General features: G+C 42.3%; 23 protein-coding genes. 14 read left to right on the top strand and 9 right to left on the bottom strand.

From position 1 onward, the window contains the following. The first annotated feature begins 80 nt into the window (after positions 1-80). A complete protein-coding gene (locus N483_RS05290) occupies positions 81-1,910 on the top strand; it encodes a peptide-N-glycosidase F-related protein (RefSeq protein WP_023402102.1) in 1,830 nt (609 codons plus the stop codon). 9 nt (positions 1,911-1,919) lie between these two features. Here the strand turns inward: N483_RS05290 and N483_RS05285 are convergent, their stop codons facing one another. Next, complete coding sequence (locus N483_RS05285) at positions 1,920-2,507, bottom strand: FMN-binding negative transcriptional regulator (RefSeq protein ID WP_023402103.1); 588 nt, start codon at positions 2,505-2,507, stop codon at positions 1,920-1,922. Then, a complete protein-coding gene (locus N483_RS05280) occupies positions 2,504-3,079 on the bottom strand; it encodes a GNAT family N-acetyltransferase (RefSeq protein WP_023402104.1) in 576 nt (191 codons plus the stop codon). The genes N483_RS05285 and N483_RS05280 overlap by 4 nt, the downstream gene beginning before the upstream one ends. A gap of 168 nt (positions 3,080-3,247) precedes the next feature. Here N483_RS05280 and N483_RS05275 point away from each other — a divergent pair, with 168 nt between their 5' ends. Beyond that, the gene (locus tag N483_RS05275; RefSeq protein WP_036977405.1) at positions 3,248-4,687 is read left to right on the top strand and encodes a PLP-dependent aminotransferase family protein; all 1,440 of its coding nucleotides are present in this window, start codon (positions 3,248-3,250) and stop codon (positions 4,685-4,687) included. Between the two features lie 82 nt (positions 4,688-4,769). Here N483_RS05275 and N483_RS05270 read toward each other — a convergent pair whose 3' ends face one another. Then, entirely contained in the window at positions 4,770-4,964 is a 195-nt protein-coding gene (locus tag N483_RS05270) for a CVNH domain-containing protein (protein WP_023402106.1), read from the bottom strand. A 144-nt stretch (positions 4,965-5,108) separates the two neighbouring features. After that, positions 5,109-5,582: a SixA phosphatase family protein gene (locus N483_RS05265; protein ID WP_023402107.1), complete on the bottom strand. Its 474-nt coding sequence runs from the start codon at positions 5,580-5,582 to the stop codon at positions 5,109-5,111. A gap of 233 nt (positions 5,583-5,815) precedes the next feature. Here N483_RS05265 and N483_RS05260 point away from each other — a divergent pair, with 233 nt between their 5' ends. The 8 genes from N483_RS05260 to N483_RS05225 all read left to right on the top strand — a co-directional run bounded on the left by N483_RS05260 (position 5,816) and on the right by N483_RS05225 (position 16,554). Then, positions 5,816-7,078, top strand: coding sequence for an efflux RND transporter periplasmic adaptor subunit (locus N483_RS05260; protein WP_023402108.1), 1,263 nt, complete (start codon positions 5,816-5,818; stop codon positions 7,076-7,078). A 16-nt stretch (positions 7,079-7,094) separates the two neighbouring features. Then, complete coding sequence (locus tag N483_RS05255; protein ID WP_023402109.1) at positions 7,095-7,817, top strand: ABC transporter ATP-binding protein; 723 nt, start codon at positions 7,095-7,097, stop codon at positions 7,815-7,817. A gap of 1 nt (position 7,818) precedes the next feature. Next, positions 7,819-9,132, top strand: a complete 1,314-nt coding sequence (locus N483_RS05250) for an ABC transporter permease (protein WP_023402110.1) — start codon at positions 7,819-7,821, stop codon at positions 9,130-9,132. Positions 9,133-9,145: 13 nt separating this feature from the next. Continuing rightward, entirely contained in the window at positions 9,146-10,348 is a 1,203-nt protein-coding gene (locus N483_RS05245) for an ABC transporter permease (protein ID WP_023402111.1), read from the top strand. A 58-nt stretch (positions 10,349-10,406) separates the two neighbouring features. After that, on the top strand, positions 10,407-11,741 hold the full coding sequence (locus N483_RS05240) for a sigma-54-dependent transcriptional regulator (protein ID WP_023402112.1): 1,335 nt from the start codon (positions 10,407-10,409) through the stop codon (positions 11,739-11,741). Then, positions 11,741-13,039: a sensor histidine kinase gene (locus N483_RS05235; protein ID WP_023402113.1), complete on the top strand. Its 1,299-nt coding sequence runs from the start codon at positions 11,741-11,743 to the stop codon at positions 13,037-13,039. Before N483_RS05240 ends, N483_RS05235 begins: the two co-directional genes overlap by 1 nt. A 168-nt stretch (positions 13,040-13,207) precedes the next feature. Continuing rightward, complete coding sequence (locus N483_RS05230; protein ID WP_023402114.1) at positions 13,208-13,741, top strand: hypothetical protein; 534 nt, start codon at positions 13,208-13,210, stop codon at positions 13,739-13,741. Then, positions 13,738-16,554 (top strand): alpha/beta fold hydrolase, encoded by a 2,817-nt coding sequence (locus N483_RS05225; RefSeq protein ID WP_023402115.1) that lies wholly within the window; start codon positions 13,738-13,740, stop codon positions 16,552-16,554. Before N483_RS05230 ends, N483_RS05225 begins: the two co-directional genes overlap by 4 nt. 34 nt (positions 16,555-16,588) lie before the next feature. On the opposite strand, the gene N483_RS05220 is transcribed toward N483_RS05225, so the two are convergent. The 4 genes from N483_RS05220 to N483_RS05205 form a co-directional block, all read right to left on the bottom strand. Continuing rightward, the gene (locus N483_RS05220) at positions 16,589-16,906 is read right to left on the bottom strand and encodes a hypothetical protein (protein WP_023402116.1); all 318 of its coding nucleotides are present in this window, start codon (positions 16,904-16,906) and stop codon (positions 16,589-16,591) included. A 133-nt stretch (positions 16,907-17,039) separates the two neighbouring features. Then, entirely contained in the window at positions 17,040-17,684 is a 645-nt protein-coding gene (locus N483_RS05215; RefSeq protein WP_023402117.1) for a 2OG-Fe(II) oxygenase, read from the bottom strand. A gap of 65 nt (positions 17,685-17,749) precedes the next feature. Continuing rightward, positions 17,750-18,460 (bottom strand): CTP synthase, encoded by a 711-nt coding sequence (locus N483_RS05210; RefSeq protein ID WP_023402118.1) that lies wholly within the window; start codon positions 18,458-18,460, stop codon positions 17,750-17,752. A 108-nt stretch (positions 18,461-18,568) separates the two neighbouring features. Further along, a complete protein-coding gene (locus N483_RS05205) occupies positions 18,569-19,045 on the bottom strand; it encodes a low molecular weight protein-tyrosine-phosphatase (RefSeq protein ID WP_023402119.1) in 477 nt (158 codons plus the stop codon). Positions 19,046-19,308: 263 nt separating this feature from the next. Here N483_RS05205 and N483_RS05200 point away from each other — a divergent pair, with 263 nt between their 5' ends. Then, entirely contained in the window at positions 19,309-20,172 is an 864-nt protein-coding gene (locus N483_RS05200; RefSeq protein WP_023402120.1) for a serine hydrolase domain-containing protein, read from the top strand. A 372-nt stretch (positions 20,173-20,544) separates the two neighbouring features. Next, entirely contained in the window at positions 20,545-21,021 is a 477-nt protein-coding gene (locus N483_RS05195; protein ID WP_023402121.1) for a hypothetical protein, read from the top strand. 60 nt (positions 21,022-21,081) lie between these two features. On the opposite strand, the gene N483_RS05190 is transcribed toward N483_RS05195, so the two are convergent. Next, complete coding sequence (locus tag N483_RS05190) at positions 21,082-21,555, bottom strand: hypothetical protein (protein ID WP_023402122.1); 474 nt, start codon at positions 21,553-21,555, stop codon at positions 21,082-21,084. A 223-nt stretch (positions 21,556-21,778) separates the two neighbouring features. Here N483_RS05190 and N483_RS05185 point away from each other — a divergent pair, with 223 nt between their 5' ends. Both N483_RS05185 and N483_RS05180 read left to right on the top strand, forming a co-directional pair. After that, positions 21,779-23,263 carry a bifunctional 2-methylcitrate dehydratase/aconitate hydratase gene (locus N483_RS05185; protein WP_023402123.1) on the top strand — a complete coding sequence of 495 codons (1,485 nt, stop codon included), beginning with the start codon at positions 21,779-21,781 and terminating at the stop codon, positions 23,261-23,263. A gap of 151 nt (positions 23,264-23,414) precedes the next feature. Further along, a complete protein-coding gene (locus tag N483_RS05180) occupies positions 23,415-23,822 on the top strand; it encodes a nucleotide triphosphate diphosphatase NUDT15 (protein ID WP_023402124.1) in 408 nt (135 codons plus the stop codon). The last annotated feature ends 140 nt before the right edge of the window (positions 23,823-23,962 follow it).

Below are 23,962 nucleotides of genomic sequence, written 5' to 3'. Positions count from 1 at the left end.
AAAAAAGGAACAGCTGCTCTTTACATGTTTTCTTGCAATCCGTATGGTTATGTTAATTTTTTGTAATCAAGGATTGTGTGATGAAAGCGATTTTTTACGTATTTCTTGCGTGGTTGAGCTTCGCGGCTGAGGCTAAAACGCAAGTATTGACAGAATATACCTCATTTACTCAACATGGTGATCACCGTTTTGCTGTCAACTTAACCCCAGTAGACCCCAGTGGACGACATGTGCTTGAACTTGAACTAGGGTGTGCTGAACAAGGGTGCAGTGATTGGGATTACACCGTGAGGTTTGAGTGGCACCAAGGAGACACTCGCTATGAAATGGGGCGTTTGATCACGCCTTATGCGGGCTACATGCAAAGAGGAATGCACGGTTTTGACCGCAGCTGGCGAAGAACCTACTATTTTGATGTTTCTCACCTTGCTCCGGTATTAAATGGTGAAGGCACATTTAATGTGCATTACGGCGGATGGGGCGCGAAAAAAAGTGCATTTGGTGTGAGCGCAAAGCTAATTTCTCAACCGGGTTTTTACAATCGACAGGTGAAACGAGTGATCCCGCTGTACGAATCGGGCTCCGAAGGTTGGCCATATAAAACGGCACAGGATTTTGCCAATTTACTACCTGCTAAAACAGTGACATTTGAAGCGGGTGAAAAGCATGCTGAAATTAAGATGATAGTGTCGGCGCACGGCCACGCGCTATCTTATGACAACCCCGAAGGTAAAGCAGAGTTGTGTGGAGAGTGGTGCGACCGTTATTTCACGCTCAGTCAGGACAGTGAGTTAGTCGTTAAACAAAATTTATGGCGTGATACCTGCGATCAGAGTGCAACTTTTCCTCAGGGGGGAACGTACTTATTTTCTCGTGCAAATTGGTGCCCAGGGGAAGCAATAACGCCATTTAGTTTTTCTGTTTCTACAGACAACCAAGACTCTCTATTTGACCTTGATTGGCAAGCTTACAGTTGGCAGCCTTCTCAATATGGGAAAGATGCTCCTCGGTATATTGTGAGTGCGCTGTTAGTGACTTATGGTGATTATGACCTCAAGGAAGATATTGCACTTAAGCGAGTTTTAAAACCTAACGCTGCGATGCCAGATCGCTTTAGTATGTCTTGTGGTGAGATTGAGGTAGAAGTTGAAAACTTAGGAAACTCTGACATTGATGAACTCTGGTTTGACTATGGGGTTGAAGGGCAAAAGGTACAACAATATTATTGGCAAGGTGAACTGCCTGCGGGTGAAACCAAGCAAATTAACTTTGCGACAGCATACATGGGCAGGTTTGCTGCCAATGGTTCTGAACTTACTGTTGCTGTGCGAAGCGCCGCGGATCAACAAGGCGTTAATAACGCTCAAACAGTGAAAATGAAGGCGCCTATTGCGCTAGATAAAAGTGCCGTCTTACATTTGTTATCGGGAAAACAAGGGGCGGAAACCAGCGTATCCATAGTTGATAGAGACCAAAATACTGTAAAGCACTGGCCAACGTTTTCGAACACAGCTTGGCATGCACTGCCATTAGATGTGCCTGCTGGATGTTATACGCTAAAAATTAATGACAGCGAACATGACGGCCTCGCATTCCCGTTTTTTAACCAACGAAAAGGCAAGGGCGAAATTAAACTGCACCACAGTGGTGAAGTCGATGCTCACGTAACTCAACTAGAAGCCGACTTTGGGCGAGAGCTTTCCATTCCGATCACGGTAGGTTACGAGTTTGGCGGCTGCGCAGCACGCGATTGGCAAAAAGATGTAGCATATCAAACTCCTGGGCAGCAAGTTGCCTATCAGGGGGTGATTTATCAGGCGCATCATTGGAGCTATAACTTTGCACCTGATAGAGCGGGACCTTACGATGCATGGCAAGCAGTTAGTTACTGTGATGGCAGCGCCTTGTAACCGTTTTATTTAGTCGTAGTAGCGACTCATTTGCGGGTTGGTGTTGCACAACAGATTGGCAATTTCAGCCCGTGTTTCAGCGCCTTTATTTTGGCTAAGTTTGAAATTCCCGGTTAAGGTATCGAGTTTTACTTTGAAAAATATGAGCGCGTTACACATTGCCTTTAACTGTTTTTCTGGTACTGAACTTAACTGCCACGGATCATTGTCGTTTTCAAAGGCATTCAAAATATGCTGCATGGTGAGCAATTGCTGTTCATAGTCATCAATTGATTCCAACATGCCTGTACAGTGCACTGTTACATAATCCCAAGTGGGTAACTTTATACCTTCAACCTGTTTGGGTGATAGATAAGTATCTGGGCCGCGAAAGACAGCCTCTACCGATGACGAAATAAAGTGTTTTATGGGGTTTTCACGTGTTGCATGACCAAAAATAGTCAGGGTATCTCTGCATAGACTCACTGGCAAGTGGCATATATGCGAAGGTGTTGTATCACTACCTGTACAGAACATCGTAGCCAATGGAAAGCGCTCAATGACATCAAATAATGCTTTATTGTCACTTTCCACATAGGTTTTGACAGGATAATTCATAACCAAGATCCCAATCGTTGTTTAATATCGGGCCACATATCATCGATGATACTAAAACGGGCTGTGTTTCTAAAACTGCCATCTGGTAGCTTTCTATTTTTGAGGTGAATACCCTCAAAATGAGCACCCAATCTAGCAATGGCACTGCGAGACTTGTGATTTTGCTCATGGGTCTGAAATTCAATGCGAACCAAGCCAAGAGTTTCAAAAGCATGCTGAAGTAACAGGTATTTTGCATGAGTATTAATATGGCTGCGCTGCCAGTCTAGACCAATAAAAGTATGGCCAATTTCTGCTTGTAAATTGTGTGTATCTAACCTGAAAATTCGAGTATTGCCTGCAACTTGATTGGTCTGTGCATCAATAATTGCAAACACAACCTGTTCTTGAGGATCAAACTGTGCTGTTTGCTCAAACCAAGTTTGCAAGACTTCTTGGGATTGGCAATAACGACTGGGTACCCAGCGCCAAAGCTCTTCTGCTTGGCCTACCTGTTGCAATTGGCCCAGGTGTGCTTGGGAAAGTGGCTCTAGCCTTACTTTATTGGTCGATAATGTCATTGCTTTTAACATGGTGATTCCTTTTTATGATGACGAAAAGCATGCTTGATGCGATAAATTCCAGCCTACTTGAAACTGGTAAGGTTAAAACAACCAGTTTTAAATAAATTGCTATACCAGCTTGTCAGTGAGGTGTGTTTTTTATACGCTATGGCTATTGTCATAGTTATCAAAATTATTATGTTTACAGGTCGTCCACTCGAAGAGCATGTTAAAACCGCTAAACATGTTCAGATGGCTCAACAAGTGCGAGAAGCGATTCAAAGTGGTCAATTAAAACCTGGTGAAAAGCTCCCATCAGCACGCACATTGGGGCAACTATTTGGTCTTAATCGACACACCATCATGGTGGCCTTGCAAAATCTGGTCGCCGAAGGATGGCTGATCTCAGAGCTTCGAAAGGGTTACAAGGTTAATCAGCAATTGCCTGTGGTGGAAAGTGCACAAGTTGAACTAAAAAACGAGCTGTATCAACCAGTATTGCCTCAATTTTCTGCCCCATTAGCTGCGGTAAAATCAACTCAGTTAAGTGACTATCAATACAATTTTGCTGGTGGGTTACCCGATGTGAAGCATTTTCCATTTGACGAATTTAGACGCAGTATGAACCGGATCTGTCGAAGCAGTAATGCAGCAGCATTTCATTACCAAAATACCGCGGGAGAGCCAGCACTTAGGGAGCAGTTAAAAGCGTATTTAAGAAAAGGGCGCGGACTGAGTTGTGAAGATGTATTAGTTTGTAACGGTTCTCAAGAGGCTTTGTTTTTGGTCGGCCAGGCGTTCTTATCGCCAGGGCAAGGCGTGGCGATGGAAGCGCTAGGTTACCCCCCAGCACGCCAAGCATTTCTTGCATCTGGTGGTGTCATTCATGATATTGCGCAAGATGAACAAGGGTTGTGTGTTGATTCACTGGCTGAATGTCTTTCAGGTGCTGATATACGTTTAGTGTACTTAACGCCTTTACACCAGTACCCGACCACGATCACCATGTCGGTTGCCCGCCGATTGGCGATTTACAAGTTGTGTGCACAGCATGGGGTGTTTATTGTCGAAGATGACTACGATCATGAGTTTCATTATCGTTGCCCACCGTTACAACCCATCGCGGCAAATGATCCGGCTCAAATAGTGATCTACCTGTCTACTTTTTCTAAGATCATGTTTGCAGGTGCACGTTTGGGGTATGTCACAGCGGCGCCTGTGGTTTTGCAGCAATTGATAAGATTAAAACAGCTGATAAACCATAAAAATGATGTATTGTTGCAATTGGCCATTGCTGATTGGATGGCAACGGGGTGTTTTGAGCGTCATTTGCGACGCATGACTAAGTTATACCAACAACGCTGTGATTTAATGGCATCGCAGTTGACTCAGTTTCAAAACCAAGGATATGACATTGAATTCAAACAACCAGACGGCGGCATGGCTTTTTGGGTCGACCTGAAACGCGACATTGCTTTTTTGCCCAATAAATTGCATGAGGCGAGTATCTATGCGCTTACTGAGCGTGCATTTTGTGGTTCGCCGAGGGCGTCATATACCCACATACGGCTTGGATTTGCAGGTCAAAATACAGAGAATATTACGGCAGGGTTAAAACGGATTTTTGAGTTGCTTTGAGCTCTAGTTGAGAAGGAAAAAAGGCCCATGCCTAGGCCCACTGTATCGACATATGATTGCATGTTTTTTAAAAGGGAATGCTCTATTTCCTATCAGGCGCCCAAGCAAGTTGCCCGTTGATATTTGCAATGTCATATTTGAGTCTGCTTTCAACCCAGCTGCCATCTTCTTTTTGACATAATGCGATGATATAGCAATCTTCTTCGCCAGGGATCCCCTCAAAGTGGATATTACGGCAACTCGATTTATATGAGCCTGGGGGGGTTATGAAAGACATCTATCAAGTACTCCATTTTGGTAAATGACAATGCAGCTCCTAATAAATGAAGCTGCTCCAACAAAGTGATAATGTCCACTATAAAGGGAATTAACAGCTATAAACATTACACATTATTACACCTGCTATAGCCGCTGAATAAATCTATCTATTTGAACTGCGGATTTTTAATTTACCGGTTTCGTCTTCAAATGTGATCACAAAAACTTTGTCAAACTCGTCTTCGGCTATGCTGACATCTCGACCAGTTAGCAGTGAAACCAAAGTGGGTGTTGTATTGCTGTGACCTGCAACGACTATAGTTCCAGTTTGTTTTTTCAGCATGTGTGCAAACTCTTCGAGCTTCCCTGGGTTATACATTGAAATATGTGTATCTATCAGATCAGCAAGTGGTGCTAGTGTTGCTTTAGTACGATTGTAGTTGGTTGAGTATAGTTTTGTTGGCTCATACGGGAGCATCATTTGCGCGATGTAATGCGCGCGTTTAATTCCCTGTTGTGTCAGGCTAGGATCAACGCCTTTTTGTTTCTCGGCATGTCTGACGAGAATGATATTTTCCGGCATAGCGAAGCTTGAAAAGCTCAATAGGCCCAAAAGCAGAATTAATACAGTACGCATAGTGAGTTTCCTTGTCTTCTTGTGCTCTTCAGTACTATATCGTGTTCTGCTCCATGGCGCACCCTTATCAGTGATTTTATAGCGAGTACAGTACCTGTCCGCAGCGGACACAATTTCTGTCCGCGGACGCTTTTTTACCCTTCCTAAAAATTAAAGTGCTTATAAATCAATATGATATTTTTGGCATGGTATTGGTATATCTGATTGCATCAGGATATAAATGAGTGATTGAGATGATTAAAGATACCAGTGGACAGGATCAGCACATTCTAAATAAGAGGCCAATATATAAGCGTAAGTGGGCACTCATGCTCGGTGTGACAGCGGCGTTGTTTGGGGTGTTGTTGTGGTTGCAGTTATCGCCACATGCACAGCATTCTATTGAGAGAGAAGAGTTGGATATTGCTAAAGTAGAATTTGGCAATTTGGTACGTGAAGTCGGTGCTCAAGGCAAAATTGTTGCAGCACATGCGCCAACCATTTACAGCCCTGAAATTGGTGTGACAACCTTATATGTCAATGCAGGTGACAGTGTACATAAAGGGCAACTCGTTGCTCAGTTACACAGTCCCGAGTTAAGCAGTGAGTTAAAGCAACAAGAATCAGAATTGTCGCGCTTAGAAAGCGAATGGCAACGGCAGCAATTAGAATCAAGGCGTCAGGCTTTGGCGCTTGAAAAGTCATTAGATTTAGCCAGAGTCACTCTAGATGCAGCAGAAAGAGAGAATCGACGTGCTCAGATCTCGATTAAAACAAGCTTAATTAGCCAAATAGATCTTGAACAAGCACAGGATGAGTTTGCTCGAGCCAAACTGAACTTTACGCATGCACAAAAAGAGGCAGAGATTGGTCGTGATACTCTGAAGTTTGAACTCGCCTCTGTCAAAAGCAATGTTGAGCGTCAGGCTATTGTGGTTGAAGAAGTCAAACGCAGAGTGACCAATTTACAAGTGCGAGCGTCAGTGGATGGGATTGTTGGTAATTTACTGGTGCAAAACAAATCGGCAGTGAGCCAGAATCAACCCTTGATGACTTTGGTTGATTTATCTGCCTATGAAGTGGAGCTGCAAGTCCCTGAAAGTTATGCCAATGACTTGGGTTTATCTATGCCTGTATTAATGCGTATAGGTGCAAAAGAGTTCGAAGGTCAACTAAGCGCCATATCGCCAGAGGTCAGCGATCGTGAAGTGACTACCCGAGTAAAGTTTTCCAATCAAGACATTTCTGGTATTCGCCAGAATCAACGAGTACATGCCCGTATTCAGCTAGAAAACAAACATAATGTGCTGAAAGTGAAGCGCGGCCCGTTTTTAAATACCGGTGGATATGTTGCTTATCGCTTGCGTGACAATTTGGCTCAGCGTGTAGATATCAAAACCGGTTCAAGTAGTTTAAAAGACATTGAAATCATTGCAGGGCTTCAAGAGGGTGACGAAATCATCGTCTCTGGCTATGATGCGTTCAGCGATGCAAGTTCAGTGCTAATCAGACAATAAATAAGGAAGACATGTGATGTTACAAATGCAAGATATCGGTAAGTTATATCAAACCGAAATGGTCCAAACACAAGCACTGAGAGAGTTCAATCTAACCGTCAATGAAGGAGAGTTTATTGCTGTAACAGGGCCTTCAGGATCAGGAAAGACCACATTTTTAAATATTGCAGGGTTACTTGAACCATTTTCATCTGGTCAATACATGCTCGATGGCGTAGATGTAGGGAAGCTTAATGACAATCAGCGATCGGACCTGAGAAACCAAAAAATAGGGTTTATTTTTCAAGGTTTTAATCTAATTCCAGACCTGAATCTATTTGAAAATATTGAAGTGCCGCTGCGCTATCGCGGGATTAAAACTGCACAGCGAAAAAGACGGATAGAGCAATGTCTTGAACAAGTTGGGTTAGCTGGGCGCGCGCGTCATTTACCACAGCAATTGTCTGGAGGCCAACAACAACGTGTCGCCATCGCACGTGCGCTGGCTGGAGAACCACGCTTTTTACTGGCTGATGAGCCGACAGGAAACCTAGATAGCTTAATGGCAAAGCAGGTTATGACATTGTTGGAGGAACTAAATAGGGCGGGTACAACGATAGTGATGGTGACGCACGATCAAGAACTTGCGAGAAGAACGCCACGTAACATTCAAATCGTAGACGGCCAAGTTGCTGATTTTACCTTATACCAAGGTGTACAAGGGACACGTGAAAACACACAAACGCCATTGGGGGTTTAATATGTTGCTACATTATTGTGATTTAGCGTGGCGAAATATCAGACAAACACCCTTTATCAGCGTATTGATGATCATCGCGATTGGTATTGGCATTGGCGTGACGATGACAACTTTATCTGTTTATCACATGAAAAGTGCGGATCCTATTCCGAACAAAAGCGCACAGCTTCATGCATTACAGTTACAGATTATGGATGATGGTCAAACTTGGCGCACACCAGATAACTTACCACAACAGGTAACTTATAAGGATGCGATGTATTTACTAGAAAATTCACCGCTGGAAAAGAAAGTTGCGATGTTCAAATCGGGGGCCGCGATACATTTAGATAAGCCCGACAGTGTGCCTTTTATTAAAGACGTGAGGGTAACAAGCAGAGATTTTTTCGACATGTTCGATATGTCTTTCTTATATGGAAATGTATGGAGTGAAGCACAAAGTGAGCAAGCCGCACCTGTTGTTGTTATCAGTGAAGTGCTATCGCAAAAGCTATTTGGCCGAAAGAATGCTTTAGGTGAATCCGTTTATTTAGGTGACCGCCGCTATGAAGTTGTAGGCATTACAAAAAAGTGGCGCCCAGCAGTGAAGTTTTATGACGTAAACAATAGCGCCTTTGACCCTGCTGAAGAGGTGTTTATTCCGCTGAGTCATGCCAAAGCTTATCAAGTTTCAAGTTGGGGAAATACCAATGGTTGGAAGAATGAAGAGATTAATTCTAGGGAGCAATTTTTAAATTCAGAAACGGTGTGGTTACAGTTTTGGGTTGAACTTAATTCAGCGTCCGAAAAAGCGCAGTATGGGCAGTTTTTACTGGATTATATGCGCGAACAGCAAGAGCTAGGCCGCTTTAATCGCAAAGAGTTAGCGTACAATTTGCAGCCTGTAACACAGTGGTTAAAGTACAATCACGTCGTCAGTGCAGACAACAAAATATTGGTTGGATTGAGTTTTATGTTTTTAGCTGTGTGCATTGCAAACATATTAGGCATGCTGCTGGCGAAATTTCTAAAACGTGCCCCTGATGCTGGTGTAAGGCGTGCGCTGGGGGCAAGTAAGCGCCAGATATTTTATCAACACTTGGTTGAGGTGGCCATCTTGGGGCTACTTGGCTCTGTCGTTGGTGTGGTTTTAGCGCAGTTGGGCTTAGCGGGGATCAGAGAGTCTAAATCAGGTTATGAACTGATCGCGACCATGGATTGGCAGATGTTGTTGATCTCGCCTTTGATTTCTATCTTGGCATGTTTAATTGCAGGTCTTTTCCCTGCCTGGGTCGTATGTAAAACATCACCAGCCACACACTTAAAAATACAATAAAGGAGTGCTTTAAATGTCTGAAATCAAACCTATTTTAAGCGCTTTAACGCGATCAAAAACCGGGGCTATTTTACTGGTCATGCAAATCGCCATTACCTTGGCGTTGGTAAGCAATGCAATGTCCATCGTTGCAGACAGAGCAGAAAAGATAAACCAAACCACCGGCTATGATGAACAAGGGATCATATCTTATACCTTGTTAACTTATGACAAAGATACCGACATACCAAAACAATTTAAAGAAGACATCAGACAACTTAAAGCGCTGGATGGCGTGATTGATGTGCTGGCGGTAAGCTCTATACCTTTGTCGCGCAGCGGCGGGTCAAGAACATTAAGCACCGATCCCGAAGAGCATAGCGGTAAAAATGCAGACTCAGGGTATATTCGAGCAAATCATCATATTATTAGCACACTGGGTTTAACCATTAACGAGGGGAGAGACTTTACGCAAAGTGATGTGATTTATGGTAGAAATGGCGATTACCCATCTGTTGGTATTGTAAGTAGAGCAGTCGCTGACAAACTTTTTGGACAAGGTAATGGGTTAAATGAAACAGTTTATAATGGAGACGATGCATTCAAAATAATCGGGATCATCGATACCCTAAAAAGCCAATGGCCTCGTTCAAACATGGGAAATAGCTTGATATTTCTTCCCATTGAAGAAGCGCAAACTTACCAAAAGTTTATCGTTAAAACGACGCCACAAAAACGCGCACAGGTCATGAAACAAATAGAGCCTTTACTGCTAGATCTTGATCGTGGTCGAGTCGTTATGAATATCAAAGGGTTGGACAAATCGAAAGCGGACACCTATGCCGGTGACACATTAATGATCCGCATGTTAATCGCAATTGTCGTGTTTTTAGTAATTATTACTGCGTTAGGCATTTTTGGCCTTACACATTTTAATATCAGTAAGCGAACAAAACAGATTGGTACTCGACGTGCGCTGGGGGCGAGAAAATCAGCCATTTTCAAGTACTTTTTGTTAGAAAACTTGATGGTCACCGCTTTGGGCGTAGTGATTGGAGGCGTTGGAGCACTGGTACTAGGGCGAGAGCTGATGGGGCATTATAGCGTGCCACCGCTTGAAACAAGCGCAATCTTAATCACGGCAGGGATGATGCTATTGATGAGCTTTATTGCCGTCTATTCACCTGCTCGGCGTGCCGCAAATATTTCTCCAAGTGTGGCAACGCGAAGTATTTAAAAATTAGGAACAACACTATGTTACACTCGAAAGGGTGTAACATAATTATAAAACGCACATGGATAAAATACTGATTATTGACGATAACCCCGCTGTTTTGCAGTCGTTATCTCTTCTATTTGAGCTACATGATTACCAAGTTGTCGAGGCTTCAACTCCTTTTGAGGCCGAACAAGTTGTGCGCTATCAACGTATTGACTTGGTTATTCAGGATATGAACTTTTCTGCTGATACAACCTCAGGTGAAGAGGGCAAGGCGCTGTTTTTTAACCTGCGATCGATTAACCCTTGCTTGCCCATAATCTTGCTAACCGCATGGACTGAATTGGAAATGGCAATTTCTCTTGTCAAAGCAGGGGCCGCAGATTATTTGGCCAAACCTTGGGATGACGAAAAGTTACTTGTCAGCGTGGCGAATTTGATTGCGCTTGGCAAGGCCAGTGAAGACAGCCAACAATTGCAACGGCAAGAGCAAGAAAGGGTACAGTTCAATGAGGGCGTTCAGCTTTGTGGCCTGATATATAAAAGTGTGGCTATGCAGCGCGCTGTTGAAATGGCTGTGCAAGTTGCCAAATCTGATGTGGCAGTGCTTGTGACGGGGGCAAATGGCAGCGGGAAAGAAAAAGTAGCAGAGATTATCCAAGCCAACTCTAGGCTCGCGAATAAACCGTTTATTAAAGTTAATGCAGGTGCACTACCTGACAATTTAATTGAAGCAGAGCTGTTTGGCGCGGAAGCTGGGGCGTATACCGGTGCGAATAAACAGCGAATTGGCCGGTTTGAAGCCGCTGATGGTGGCACACTCTTTTTGGATGAAATAGGTAATTTACCATTGTCTGGTCAAATGAAGCTGCTGCGTGTATTGCAAACCGGAGAATTCGAACGACTTGGTTCTGTTGAAACTCGCAAAGTGAATGTCAGGGTGATTTCAGCCACCAATGCAGATCTTTTAAATGACATTGCCGCTGGTCGCTTTAGAGAAGATTTATACTATCGACTGAATGTTATTGAGATAAAACTACCCAACCTAAATCAAAGAGTCGATGATATCTTACCATTGGTGCACCACTTTTTGCCGACTCGAGAGTTGACCTTTAGTGCAGAAAAGTCACTACGTGCTCATACCTGGCCTGGCAATGTTAGAGAGCTTGAAAATGCGTGTAAAAGAGCTGGGGTGCTCAAGCCAACAGGTGAACTGGATACTGCTGATTTTGGGCTAACATCAACTATTGCAAAATCAACGCCACCGGTGCAAGGCCATGAGCCGTCGAAGCAAGAGCTTCAGCAAGCCATGCGGCAATGTGAAGGTGTTATAGCCAAAGTTGCGAGGCAATTTGGCATGAGTCGCCAAGCCTTGTACCGACGCTTGCAAAAATATGGGATTGAATATTAATGGAGCAAACCCACCGTAAACTGATCCATAGAGCAGGATTGACCATAGGCATTAGTATGGCAGTTGCCTGTTTGCCTGTGGCGTTTATGGTGTCTTGGCCGGTATGGCTTTGTACCACCCTAGGCGCTTGGATATTGGCTTGTGTGGTCTTAAAACAATTGCTAAAGCCTTTTTTACAATCCCTTGATGCACTTCAAATTGGGTTGCTTAATTTCAAAGATGGTGACTTTTCAAACCAACTTGCCTACCAATCAAACGATGACTTTGGTGATTTATGCCGGCTATACAATGAAACGGCACAACAACTTAGAACAGAAAAACAGTGGCTTTATCAACGGGAAATGATGCTCGACAAGATGTTGCAAAGTGCACCACAAGCATTGTTGCTGGTAAATGATCAAGAGATTGTGGTATTTGCAAATCCAAGTGCTCAGCGTTTACTGGGTAGCTCGTCCCCTCTAGAAGGTAGTAAGGTGGCAGATTTAGCACATGGTGCCCCCAAAGAAATAATGCATGCTATCACGCAGCTCACCGATGGTTTGGTGAGTGTGAAGTCACCGCACAGTGAGGAGCAGATATGGCATAGTGCCGTTGGTAAACTGATACTGAATAACCAACCTCATAGCTTGTATGTTTTTAAGCAGTTAACCAGAGAGCTAAATAGGCAAGAGGTGGCTGTTTGGAAAAAGGTCATTCGAGTGATTAGCCATGAACTGAATAATTCATTGGGGCCTATTTCATCTATGTTGCATAGCGGTAAAATCATTGCCAATAAGCTAGATGAATCGCGTTTAAATAGAGTATTTAGTACGATTGATGAACGAATTGAACACTTATGTGAGTTTATTCAAGGCTATGGCACATTTGCTAAGTTACCAGTCCCGCAGATTAAACAAGTTGAGTTGCTCCCTTTACTAGACGCAATGCAAATGCAATGGCCTTGTACTGTTTCTTGTGAAGTGAGTGTCGTACATGCCGATCGTGGACAATTGGAACAATTGCTCATTAACTTACTAAAAAACGCCCATGAATCTGGATCGCAGCCGGGTTCAATCGAGCTGGATATTGTCGCCATTCCAAAGGGCGTGAAATTCCGTGTGTCTGATAGTGGGCCGGGTATGACAGAAGCTGTACTCACCAATGCACTGGTACCATTTTATTCAACCAAGGCAAGCGGTTCAGGGTTAGGGCTCGCTCTGTGCCGAGAGATTATAGACGCTCACAATGGTCATATCAGCATCAGCAACAGAGCTGAGGGAGGGTTAATGGTTGAGGTTGTATTGCCACTTGGTTGCTAATGCACGTTGCACCGATTATTATCGCGACTATTTTAAAGCTATAAAGAGCTCTATAGTTAATACTTACTATCAATTAAAAACCTCTAAGAATAAAACTATAATTCGCGAGCATAAAAATTTATAATTGTTTACGGTTTTATATTTTTTATAATTAACAGGATTAAGTTGATGAAGTACTTTCTGTTGCTTGTATTCTTGTTTATCAGTGGTTGTGCTACCAATGTCGAGTCAATTAAAGATGATAAAGATGTACTGATAAATAAAAATACGGGTTATATCTTACTAGGTGTTGATAGCAATATGACGCTCAAGTCTATCGACATTGAAGGTCCTCAAAATATTAGGATTACCCGCCAAGATCTGACTGCTGGAAGCAGCTATATCTTATTGGCTTTACAAGCTGGCAAATACAAACTAAGTCGAATAGAATTCAACCAATATTATCGAGCTTACGTCGATGACCCTGAGTATTGGACTTTTACCATTAATGAAGGGGAAATTAATTATGGTGGAGATATTGAACTTAGGACAAAACGGTTCGCACGCGCACTGCGATATAACATGGAGTTAATCAATAACTCCTCTTTGGCGTTAGAGTTTGTAAAAGCGCAATTTCCAAATATCTTATCAAATAAAACAATAGTTTATGGTGGGCCGGGAGAGGACGATTATCTCAAGCTATGGAGTGGTAAAAAACTATGAAGCAACGTATTGTTTTAGTGCTTTGGCTGTTAGTACTGCCGCTGTTTGTTCAAGCCCATTTAATTGATTCACAAAAGTTGCTCACAGTTGCGGAGTACGGACGATTTAGCTTATCGCCCGATGGTGACAATGTTACCTATATCCAAAGAGGCAAGAATAGTTACCTAATAATTAATTACAATGTTAAAGATCGCACTGCAAAGCCGATTAAAAATATTCACGTTTCCAACGCGCTTCTCGATAAATATTGGGTGAGTGATGATGTATTGCTCTTTGAAGTTACGGGGAAAAAAGCAAACCACACATTTTTAGCTAAAAGAACACAAGATGGCTTTAAAGAAATCAGATTAGACCGCAAATGGTCTGTGGTTCGCGGGTTTCCAAGTAATGGTAAACATATACTTATTTCTGAGAGAAAGAAGCGCCAAAAGTATCAAATTTCACTGGTTGAAATTGAGAGTTTATTTTCACAAGTAAAACCCAAAGTACGAAATTTATTCAGTACGAGTTATGGACACAATCAATTATTTTATGAATCAAGCATTCAACAGCTGATTGGTTTCAAAGAAAAAGACACTGAGCTATTGGTCTCGTCAAGAGCACTTGACGATCCGAATTGGTCCCTTTTACTGACCGCTCAAGCCGATCAGAAAAATTACTTTCTACCAATAGGGTTTTTAGACAGTAAAAATATGGTGGTATTGAGTAATAAAGATAGCGATAAAGTATCTGTGTATGCTTATTCTTTAGTAGAGAATAAAATTGGCGATTTAATATATGGCAACGACAAATATGACGTCATAGGTGCAGACATCGAAAATGGCGAGGTCGTCAGCGTCTCTTACTTACGCCATGGTAAACCACATCACGAGTATTTAAATAAACAAAAAGCAGTTTTTAAAAGTCGTCTCTCTAAAGAATTAGAAGGCTTGTCATTAACGACGCTTGCGATTGATAGAAGTGGTGAAAACCATTTGCTATTTGCCAGTTCTCCCACTCATGCAGGTAGTTGGTATCACTTTGATAGCGGCTCTGATGTACTTACTCGTTTAATTTCAGCTTATGAAAACTTAGAAGAATACGAGCTTGCAAGGACACAACTTATCGAGGCTACCACGAAAGATGGTATTCGTTTAGAAGGGTTGTTGACCACCCCGAGAGTCAATGATCGCAAGGTATTAATTGTTATGCCTCATGGAGGTCCAGTAGGAGTACAAGACAGTAATGTTTACAGACCAGAGATCCAACTGCTTGCTAATCGAGGGTTTACTGTACTCAGAGTGAACTTTAGAGGATCTGCCGGCTACGGAAAAGCTTTCCAAAACTTAGGGATCGGGGCCTTGGGTGGAGATATTGAAGCGGATATCTTAACTGTATTAGACAAAGTAAATGAACGTTTTAGCTTTACTAAAACATGCGCTATGGGAAGTAGCTATGGTGGTTATTCATCGGTCATGTTGGCAATCCATGAACCTGAGCGCTTTGATTGTGTTGTTGCGGCTTATGGTATCTATGATATTCCCTATTTATTCTCGAGCTCAAACTTTCATGGAAAAGAAGAGATGATCAAAAGAATAGAAGGCGCAGTAGGAGCAAAAGCAGACGCTCAGGAAAAACCATCACCTGTATACCTTGCCGAACAATTGAACGTACCTATATTATTGATAGCAGGCCGTAGAGACTACATTGCGCATTTCGAGCATAGCCATAGACTCAAGCAAGTATTAGAAATCCACAATAAAGAGGTTGAAACGCTATTCTTTAAGCATGTGGGGCATGGCCAGTCGAGCTGGTATCGTCAAAGACAGGAATCTCTTTCAGTAATTGATTTTTTGGAAAGAGTACTTAAATTAGAGCCATTGAAGCCTAGTTCTGATATTGAAAAAGCACTACTTGCGAACGAGTCTTTGGAACTCGCTGCGCTTTACGACAATGAAGATGTTATTTTAGCACCAAACTATAATTTGGCGGTTAAGTTTAATGAGCGTGCTGCTCAGTATGACAATACGGATGCGTTGTACAACCTTGGCAAGTTTCATCAACAAGGGCTTGGGCGTGTTAAAGACTTTATTAAAGCCAAAGGCTACTATGAACGAGCTGCTCTAAAAGGGCATAGAGATGCAAAGGTGGCCCTAGCCAAACTATATTTCCATGGCACGGGCATTGAAAAAGATACCGTTAAAGCACATGAAGTATTGGCTTCAATTACCGAGATTAGCGAACATCAAGAAGAAAGTTTATTGCGTCTCATGTTATATTGCCAAACTCCTCTAAACGAGAAACAAGCACAGCGGTGTTTGACATACCCAGTCGACTTTCTTAAGAAGTTTGAATCACCGGCTATGAGCACATTGGCTAGGCTGATCGTCAGTGAAGATACACCATCAGACATTAAAGCGTCTTTGATGGACCTCATAGTGCAAAAGTACCACATTGATACGTTAGACTTTACCCTCAAGGTTAGAGGCATGGGAACCTATGTATGGAGCCGCCACATTGGTTATAGCTGGCGAGACAAACTCGTTCCTATAGATCAAGCGCACTACATCCCGAACGAACCAAAACAGTGCTATCTTGAAGCATTTGTCGATCTAGATGGAGTCGACACAGGTAAACGGGCAGCTGCAATAATTCGTTGGGAAGTGTTTAATAAAGGCAAACTAGAAGAGGATGGTTTTACTATCTTCAGAGGTAAAACCACCAAGGCTTGGCGCTACAAGGTAGATATGGACAACCCCGGTTTAACATATCAAGTAAGTGTGTTTAACTTACGCGGTGAGCAAGTGCAAAGTTTTAAATGTGAAAATGTATAATAAAAAGCCCGCTTTATAGCGGGCTTTTTATTTACTATGTATTGTTTGTGTTAGTCTCTGTTTGTGGGGTTGTACACCCTTCACTTTGCTCAAGCCAAGACAAGGTATTTTTGCTTAATACTATGGTACCCGACACAACTAAACTGGCTGCTGAAACAATACCTGCACCAGCCATTGCCAGTGCGCATGCTTGTCCAGAACATGCTCCGAGCGATGCGACTTGCTCGCTCGTTAATACATACTTTCGTTTCGTGACATTGCACTGTTCATCGTAATAGTGAACTTCTTTAGAAACAAAGACACAGCCAGCTAAAAAAATCACAAGCAAAACACAAAGAAGTGGTAATCGCATAGTATTTTCCTTTCATTTTTTTGCCACGATATAGCTATCACAAATAATTTGAAAGTTAATTATTGTAATTAGGTGTAGCTTTCGAGAATAAGGGGAGGGCGATGCGATAGTGAGCACTACCGCATCTAATTGATTATCTTGGTGGATCAACATGACCCGCAGTACTTGCGTTGATCCGAAACCAACCAGCAATAGAATAGCGGGATTTATTCGCCGCGAGCACTTCATGAGGAAACTCGTCACTTAAAAAAGTTACCAGCGTGCCTTTTTTAGGCAATACACGGCAATGCTCTTTTTCATGATTTTCAGCGTCAAAGATAACCAGTTCGCCACCATCTTGGGGTTGCCACTCATCATTGAGATAAAAGACAGTGGTCAATACTCGGTTCGCTTTGCCTTTAAATGCATCTAAGTGTTTTTTATAAAAAGCACCAGCCTCATAATGTGCGAAGTGGCTTTCATAGCTAAACAAGCCCATGAATAAGCGACGATTTAAGTAGTCTTTTAAATCGTCCATGGCATTTAGATAACCCGCTTCTTGGTGACTGTTTTTGTCAAGCCAGCGGATTTTATCGCGGCGGATCTCTGCGTTTTTTTCATGGTCACTTTGTCGACCAATGCCTGCGGTTTGAAATGTATCCGCTTCTAAACTCGCAATTCGTTCATTGAGTGCTTGAATAATGTTTGGGTCAATAGCGTTTTCTATAATGCTTAAGCCAGTCGCACGCAAATCATTGGCAATTTGCTCATATACGTTTTCAGTGTCAAAGTCAGACAAGTCACACCTCCAGATAATGTGCAGGCTTTTTACCGAATCACGTGCTAAAAGGCAAGTGCATCTTGTTACTTACTGGATAAACCTTGATTTTGCGCACAGGCATTTATAAATGCGTTGATAAGTGGTGAGCGTTTTCCACTCAACGCTGCTCGCTCTGGTTGAAATAGCGTCGCGATAAAAAATGGGTGAATCGTTAGCTCTACGGCGCGCACTTCTGTTGTATCGTCATCTGCGGCTGCGACCAAAGGGCCTGCTAGAAGTGCCTCTCGAAAATGGGTATTTAGTCCGTAACGGCAGCGATAACCTTCTTGAATAGACTGGGCATCGTAAATACGAGCAAGCTGGCTCTTTGGAAATAAATTAATGGTTTCAGTTGTTTCTATCAATGCACAACTGAGCTCTGAAATGACCTGTCTATTAGCGTTTGGAGAAGACTCCCCATGCGCGGCATCCGACCAGCCAATCACGTTTCGTGCATATTCAACAACAACATGCTGAAAGCCACCACAAGTACCAAGAAATGGAAGTAAATTTTCTCGAGCAAATCGAATGGCTGTTAAGGCGCCCTCCGGGTCTGCATAAGGGGTTTTTGGTACACACCAAATACCATCAAATAGTGACAGATCAGTGTCTTTGACTTTATCCGTGCTCAACCAAGTAGCCGTTACTTTTATTTTTAGATCTTCTGCTGCGAGATCTATGGAAGGTGGGATCCCTTGGTGAGCGGGTACTGTATTGTCAAAATCCCCGACTAAGGCGATGGCGAGTTCTTTCATCTCTTTTCCTTAAGCTTTGGCTTATTACTAATGTGTTTTTATTATGGGTAATTCAAAAATTGTCGTCTAGTGCTATTGCGCTTAGATCTGTAAGGTAATGTGTACCTATTATAGTGTTAATAGACGCTTAATGATGTTGTCACTGGCCTGCTCAATAAGGTCAAGCACCAACTCAAACCCATCTCCTTCACCATAATATGGATCAGGAACTTCTTGCTCAGTTAAGTTTGCATAGTCTAAGAACAGATGTAATTTATGATGGTATTCGGTTGGGCAAGTGGCACGTAAATCGGCCATGTTATGCTTGTCGGCGCATAAAATAAGGTCAAAGGAAGCAAAATCGTTTTGGCAAACTTGCCTCGAATATATACCTGAGAAGCTATAACCGCGCTTTTGACCCGCTTTGACACTCCTTTTGTCTGGTGTGTTTCCCTCGTGGTAGTTAATCGTTCCTGCGGAATCAATGTTTAAAGTTAGATTATTGTCTTGAGCTTTGGCTTTTAAAACGGCTTCCATTGTCGGGGAGCGGCAAATGTTACCCATACAAACAACCAATATTTTACTTAACTTGTGATTTTGAACCATGTTAGCAAGCCCTAAAAGATTGAGTTATAACTTTAAAGAGATGAATAAACTAACATTCTCAACAGGGCAATAAAAGTATTCGTGAGATAAATTCATGTACATGCTAAGTTTTTAATATCATTGCGAGTTTGCATTAAAATTTTGCGATTAACTTGGCACGAAAAAGATCTATCCTTGCACAAAAGTGAATCTAACTCTCTTAATTTAACTGTCCACAAAGAGTCTTGTTATGTAGCAAACATCGATTTTAATGGGAGCAATTAATGATATACAGTGTGGTTGATGAGTTGGGTAGTATAAGCATACATGCACATCGCCCGGTTCCATGGTGGAGCTTTACCAAAACGGTACTTGCAACTATCGCCATGCGGCTTTGTGATAATGGTAAATTAAATTTAGATTCGAAACTGCCTGAAAAGCCCTTTACCTATCGGCAATTGCTACAACATACTTCAGGTCTGAATGATTACAGTTTTTTAAGTGAATATCACCAAGCCGTCGCAGAAAACAAACCTTCGTGGTCTGTTGACACTCTGATGAACAAAGTCAAGGTTGATGATTTGCGCTTTGAACCTGGTTGTGGCTGGTGTTATTCAAATGTGGGTTACCTGTTGCTGCGTCTTGAGGTTGAACGTATCTACGATATGACGTTGTCAGACATCATAACTGCTTTTTTAGTTAAAGAGCTTAGCTTGACCAGCGTTTCTTTGGTCGAAGATCTCGCTGCTTTCAATGCGCTGCAAGTAGGCCCCAAAGACTACGACCCTAATTGGTGCTATCACGGTTTATTGGCCGGTAACCTAGAAGATGCTGCGCTGTTTTTACACTATTTGATGAATGGTAATTTAGTCAGTCAGAATGCCCTAATTGAAATGCAAAAACTCTACAAATTAAATGTAGATGTTGGCGAGCGACCATGGACAAGCCCCGCTGTGGGGCTGGGCCTTATGTGTAATCAGGATGCAAATTTGGACACCGCTGGGCACACCGGTATGGGCCCTGGCAGTGTCATCGCTGTACACCACTTTAAACTCCAAAAGCCGAAGACCGTGGCGGTATTTAAACAATGCCAAGACCAAGGCGTCGTTGAAAATAAAGCCGTGATACTGGCGAGGGCTGGTTCTTAAATTGTCTAAAAAACCATATAGGCTGCTAAAGCAAATGCAGCAATGGCGGTTTTTCCCAGTTGTGGTGATATTCGAGCGCAAGAGTCAATATGCAGTGCATCACAGAGCACTAAGAATCTATGTTTGTTGTTGAGTAAATTTGGATAGACTTTGATAGCAGGTTTTAAAATGCTTTTTAATGTTCCGCTTTTTATTCAACGTAAGGAAAGTAGGTGCAGCTTTCCTTTTTTGAAAAATAACGAAGAATTCACTGGCAAGCATTCATAGCCGGGCAATATGAGTAATGCTTATTTTATTTGAAATAAACATTAACAAGTTGTAATAAATGTGTAATATTGTGTTTCTTGTAAAGGTTCAAATGAAGGAAACATCATGAAATATACATTACTACTATCAGGATTATTATTGTCTTTTGCAGCTGGTGCACAAGTGCGCACAGTAATGGACCCTTTGGAGTGCAAACAAGTCAGTGTCACAGGAGAAATTGCATTTGAAGAAGCGGGTGTGACAAATTTATCAGCAACGGGTGAGCTAACGATTCGATGCCCGATCCGTAGTCAAGTCGGCTTAAAGTTTCAAGGAATAGATATTTGGCATCAACCGCACCGTACAGTGTATTGTAGTTTGATCCGCCGTCAGTGGTCACATTACAACACCAAGCCAACTGTATTGGTAAAAGATTTTACCTTATCAAGTTACCCTGGATATTTGCTACAGTCTGTTTCTGCAAGCCCCATCAATAGCATTAGCAGTAATGTAGGAACAGCATATGCGTTCGAGTGTCGTCTAAGCAAAAAAGTAGGTAATCATCAAACATACTTAGGTGCCTATACAACCAATTTCAATTAAATGTAGCTACTGGTGCTGTGTCGATGCGTGACACAGCCTAGGTCTACTTCATGCGAATATTTAGTGTGACAAATAGCGCGCGAGTTTGGACTCAATTTGAACATATTGGTCAATGATAATTTGGCAGCGAATACTTTGATTAAAACGCACCAGTTCACACGCTAAACAGGCAATATTTTTATACCCTTCAAGCGCTTTTTTTCTTACCTTTAGCGATTTTTGACTTTGTACAATTTGACTTAGTACATAGGCAGCTTCTTCCAAAAAGAAGTACTCCTCTGTGTCCTCAAAAATCGGGCAGTAATCAAAACAAAAATTACAAATTTCGACCATTCGGTTTATCGAAACCTTGTTAGCGTTTGGTTGTTTTAATATTTTAAGGCTGATTTTAAACGCATCCGTATAGCAGTTTGCTGCTTTTTCTTGATGACCAAACAAGTAGGCTGACTGCGCACGATCGATTAGTCGATTGTATTCCATGGCAGGTGAATTTGTGTCTGTGGATGAAACCAAAGTTAGTAAATGAGCTGACATTTTTATCCTTTCGCTTAGTGAAATAAAGTGATGGCATTTCATTTATTGCCGTAAAACCTATAGTTGCAAATGATAATGAAAATAAATATCATTTGCAAAGTGTTGTGGTTAATATCCTAATTAAATTAAAAACGGCCCCAGCTATCTTTTCGAGGATGAGTTATGCAATACATGACTTCCTCTCATAAAAATCATCTAACAGCGAAACTACAGGAGTGGCACTATGAGTGCGAATGTCGATTTAGCAAATCGCCCAAATTACGATCAGGAAATTCAAGGTATTGCCGACTATGTGATTAATTATAGAGTTGAATCTCAAGAAGCGCTTGATACAGCAATTAACTGTTTAATGGATACTTTGGGATGTGGATTACTAGCGCTAGGTTTTCCTGAATGTAGCAAGCATTTAGGCCCCCTTGTGACAGGCACTGTGGTGCCTTTTGGCGCTCGTGTACCGGGTACACAATTTGCCATGGACCCTGTAAAGGCGGCTTGGGACATTGGGTGTATCATTCGATGGTTGGATTTTAATGATACTTGGCTTGCTGCTGAGTGGGGTCATCCATCGGATAACTTAGGTGGAATTTTGGCGGTGGCGGATCACATTGCTCAACAGCAAGCCGTATCTGGAGGTGAGCCTTTAACACTCGAAGATATTGTTACTGCAATGATAAAAGCACACGAAATTCAAGGCGTATTGGCATTAGAAAACAGCTTTAACCGCGTTGGGCTGTGCCACGTGTTATTGGTGCGTGTTGCAACTACCGCAGTGGTTACTCATATGATGGGCGGTGATAAAGAGCAGATCATGGCTGCGATTTCACAGGCATGGGTGGATGGATCTGCGCTGCGAACGTACCGTCACGCACCTAACGCCGGTTCTCGCAAGTCATGGGCGGCCGGGGATGCAACATCTCGTGGTGTGAGACTAGCTGACATGTCAATGAGAGGTGAGATGGGCATACCGGGCGTATTGACTGCGCCACAATGGGGGTTTTACGACGTATCATTTAGCCAAACCAATAAAGATCTAGCTTTGAAACCTGCAGCACAAAGAAAGTTTAGTTTTCAAAGGGAATACGGCACTTATGTAATGGAAAACATTCTCTTTAAACTCAGTTTCCCTGCTGAGTTTCATTCTCAAACGGCTTGTGAAGCAGCCGTAACCTTACATGATCAAATAAAACATAGACTGAGTGATATAAAACGTATTGAGATCACAACCCATGAATCAGCGATCCGCATCATTTCAAAAGAGGGGGAATTGGCAAACCCTGCCGATAGGGACCACTGTTTGCAATACATGGTAGCGGTGCCACTTCTATTTGGCACATTAAACGCAGAACACTATGAAGACCAATTCCATCTAGCGCATCCAGAAATTGACGAGCTGAGAAGCAAGATGACTATCATTGAAAATAAGCGCTACAGCGAGGAATATCACGATCCACAGAAGCGTTCGATTGCCAATGCGATTCAGGTTTTCTTCAACGATGACAGCAGCACAGAAAAAGTAGAAGTAGAATACCCCATTGGACATCGCCGCCGTCGCAGTGAAGGTGATCCGGTATTAAAAGCGAAGTTTGAACATAACTTAGCGACACGTTTCCCTAAATACCGCTGCGAGCAAATTATTGATTTATTTGAAGATAAAGAAAAGCTGTTAAAGACACCAGTTAATCGGTTTATGGATATGTTTGTTATTTAACTCTCTAGGTTAATCACTGTGTACCCAATCGAGATGTGTTTTTATAGGCGGTTGGGTCAATTGACAATGTCGTGATAACTAAATTTGTCTTGTTTATCCTTGTTTGAAGTATAAAATCCCGTGCTGATTCATTCTGTTGAAAGGAACTTCCATGAGTAAAGCAGTACGTGTTGGTGTTGGCGTCATCATAAAAAGAGGTGACAAAATTTTGCTTGGTGAGCGCATTGGTGCGCATGGTGCTAATACTTGGGCAACGCCTGGGGGGCACTTAGAGTTTGGGGAACGCATCGAGTGCTGTGCCAAAAGAGAGGTCCTTGAAGAAACAGGGCTCTGCGTTACAGGTGTAAAAGAAGTCGGTTTTACCAATGATATTTTTATCAGCGAGAGTAAGCATTACATTACGATATTTGTAATGGCCGAGTGTCGTGATGGTGATGCAAAAGTACTTGAACCAAATAAATGTAAACAATGGCGCTGGTTTAGCCTTGATGAATTACCTAAGCCGCTGTTTATTCCCATGGCTAACTTTCTTAAAGAACAGGCAAGTGTGTTGAGATAATTGAGCGAATAACCTTTCACTTTTTCGTTAAATATAAAATTATTTACTTGTTGCACAGTGTTTGCACAATCCGCTCCTATAGTGAAAAAAAAGCAATAGTACCGTGCATAACGGTTGCGTCAGTTGTTAATTTTTATGGG

It is taken from the genome of Pseudoalteromonas luteoviolacea NCIMB 1944 (assembly GCF_001625565.1).
GTDB classification, from domain to species: domain Bacteria; phylum Pseudomonadota; class Gammaproteobacteria; order Enterobacterales; family Alteromonadaceae; genus Pseudoalteromonas; species Pseudoalteromonas luteoviolacea_F.
The sequence above is the reverse complement of the archived record's forward strand: the minus strand, read 5'-3'. Positions and strand labels throughout refer to the sequence as shown.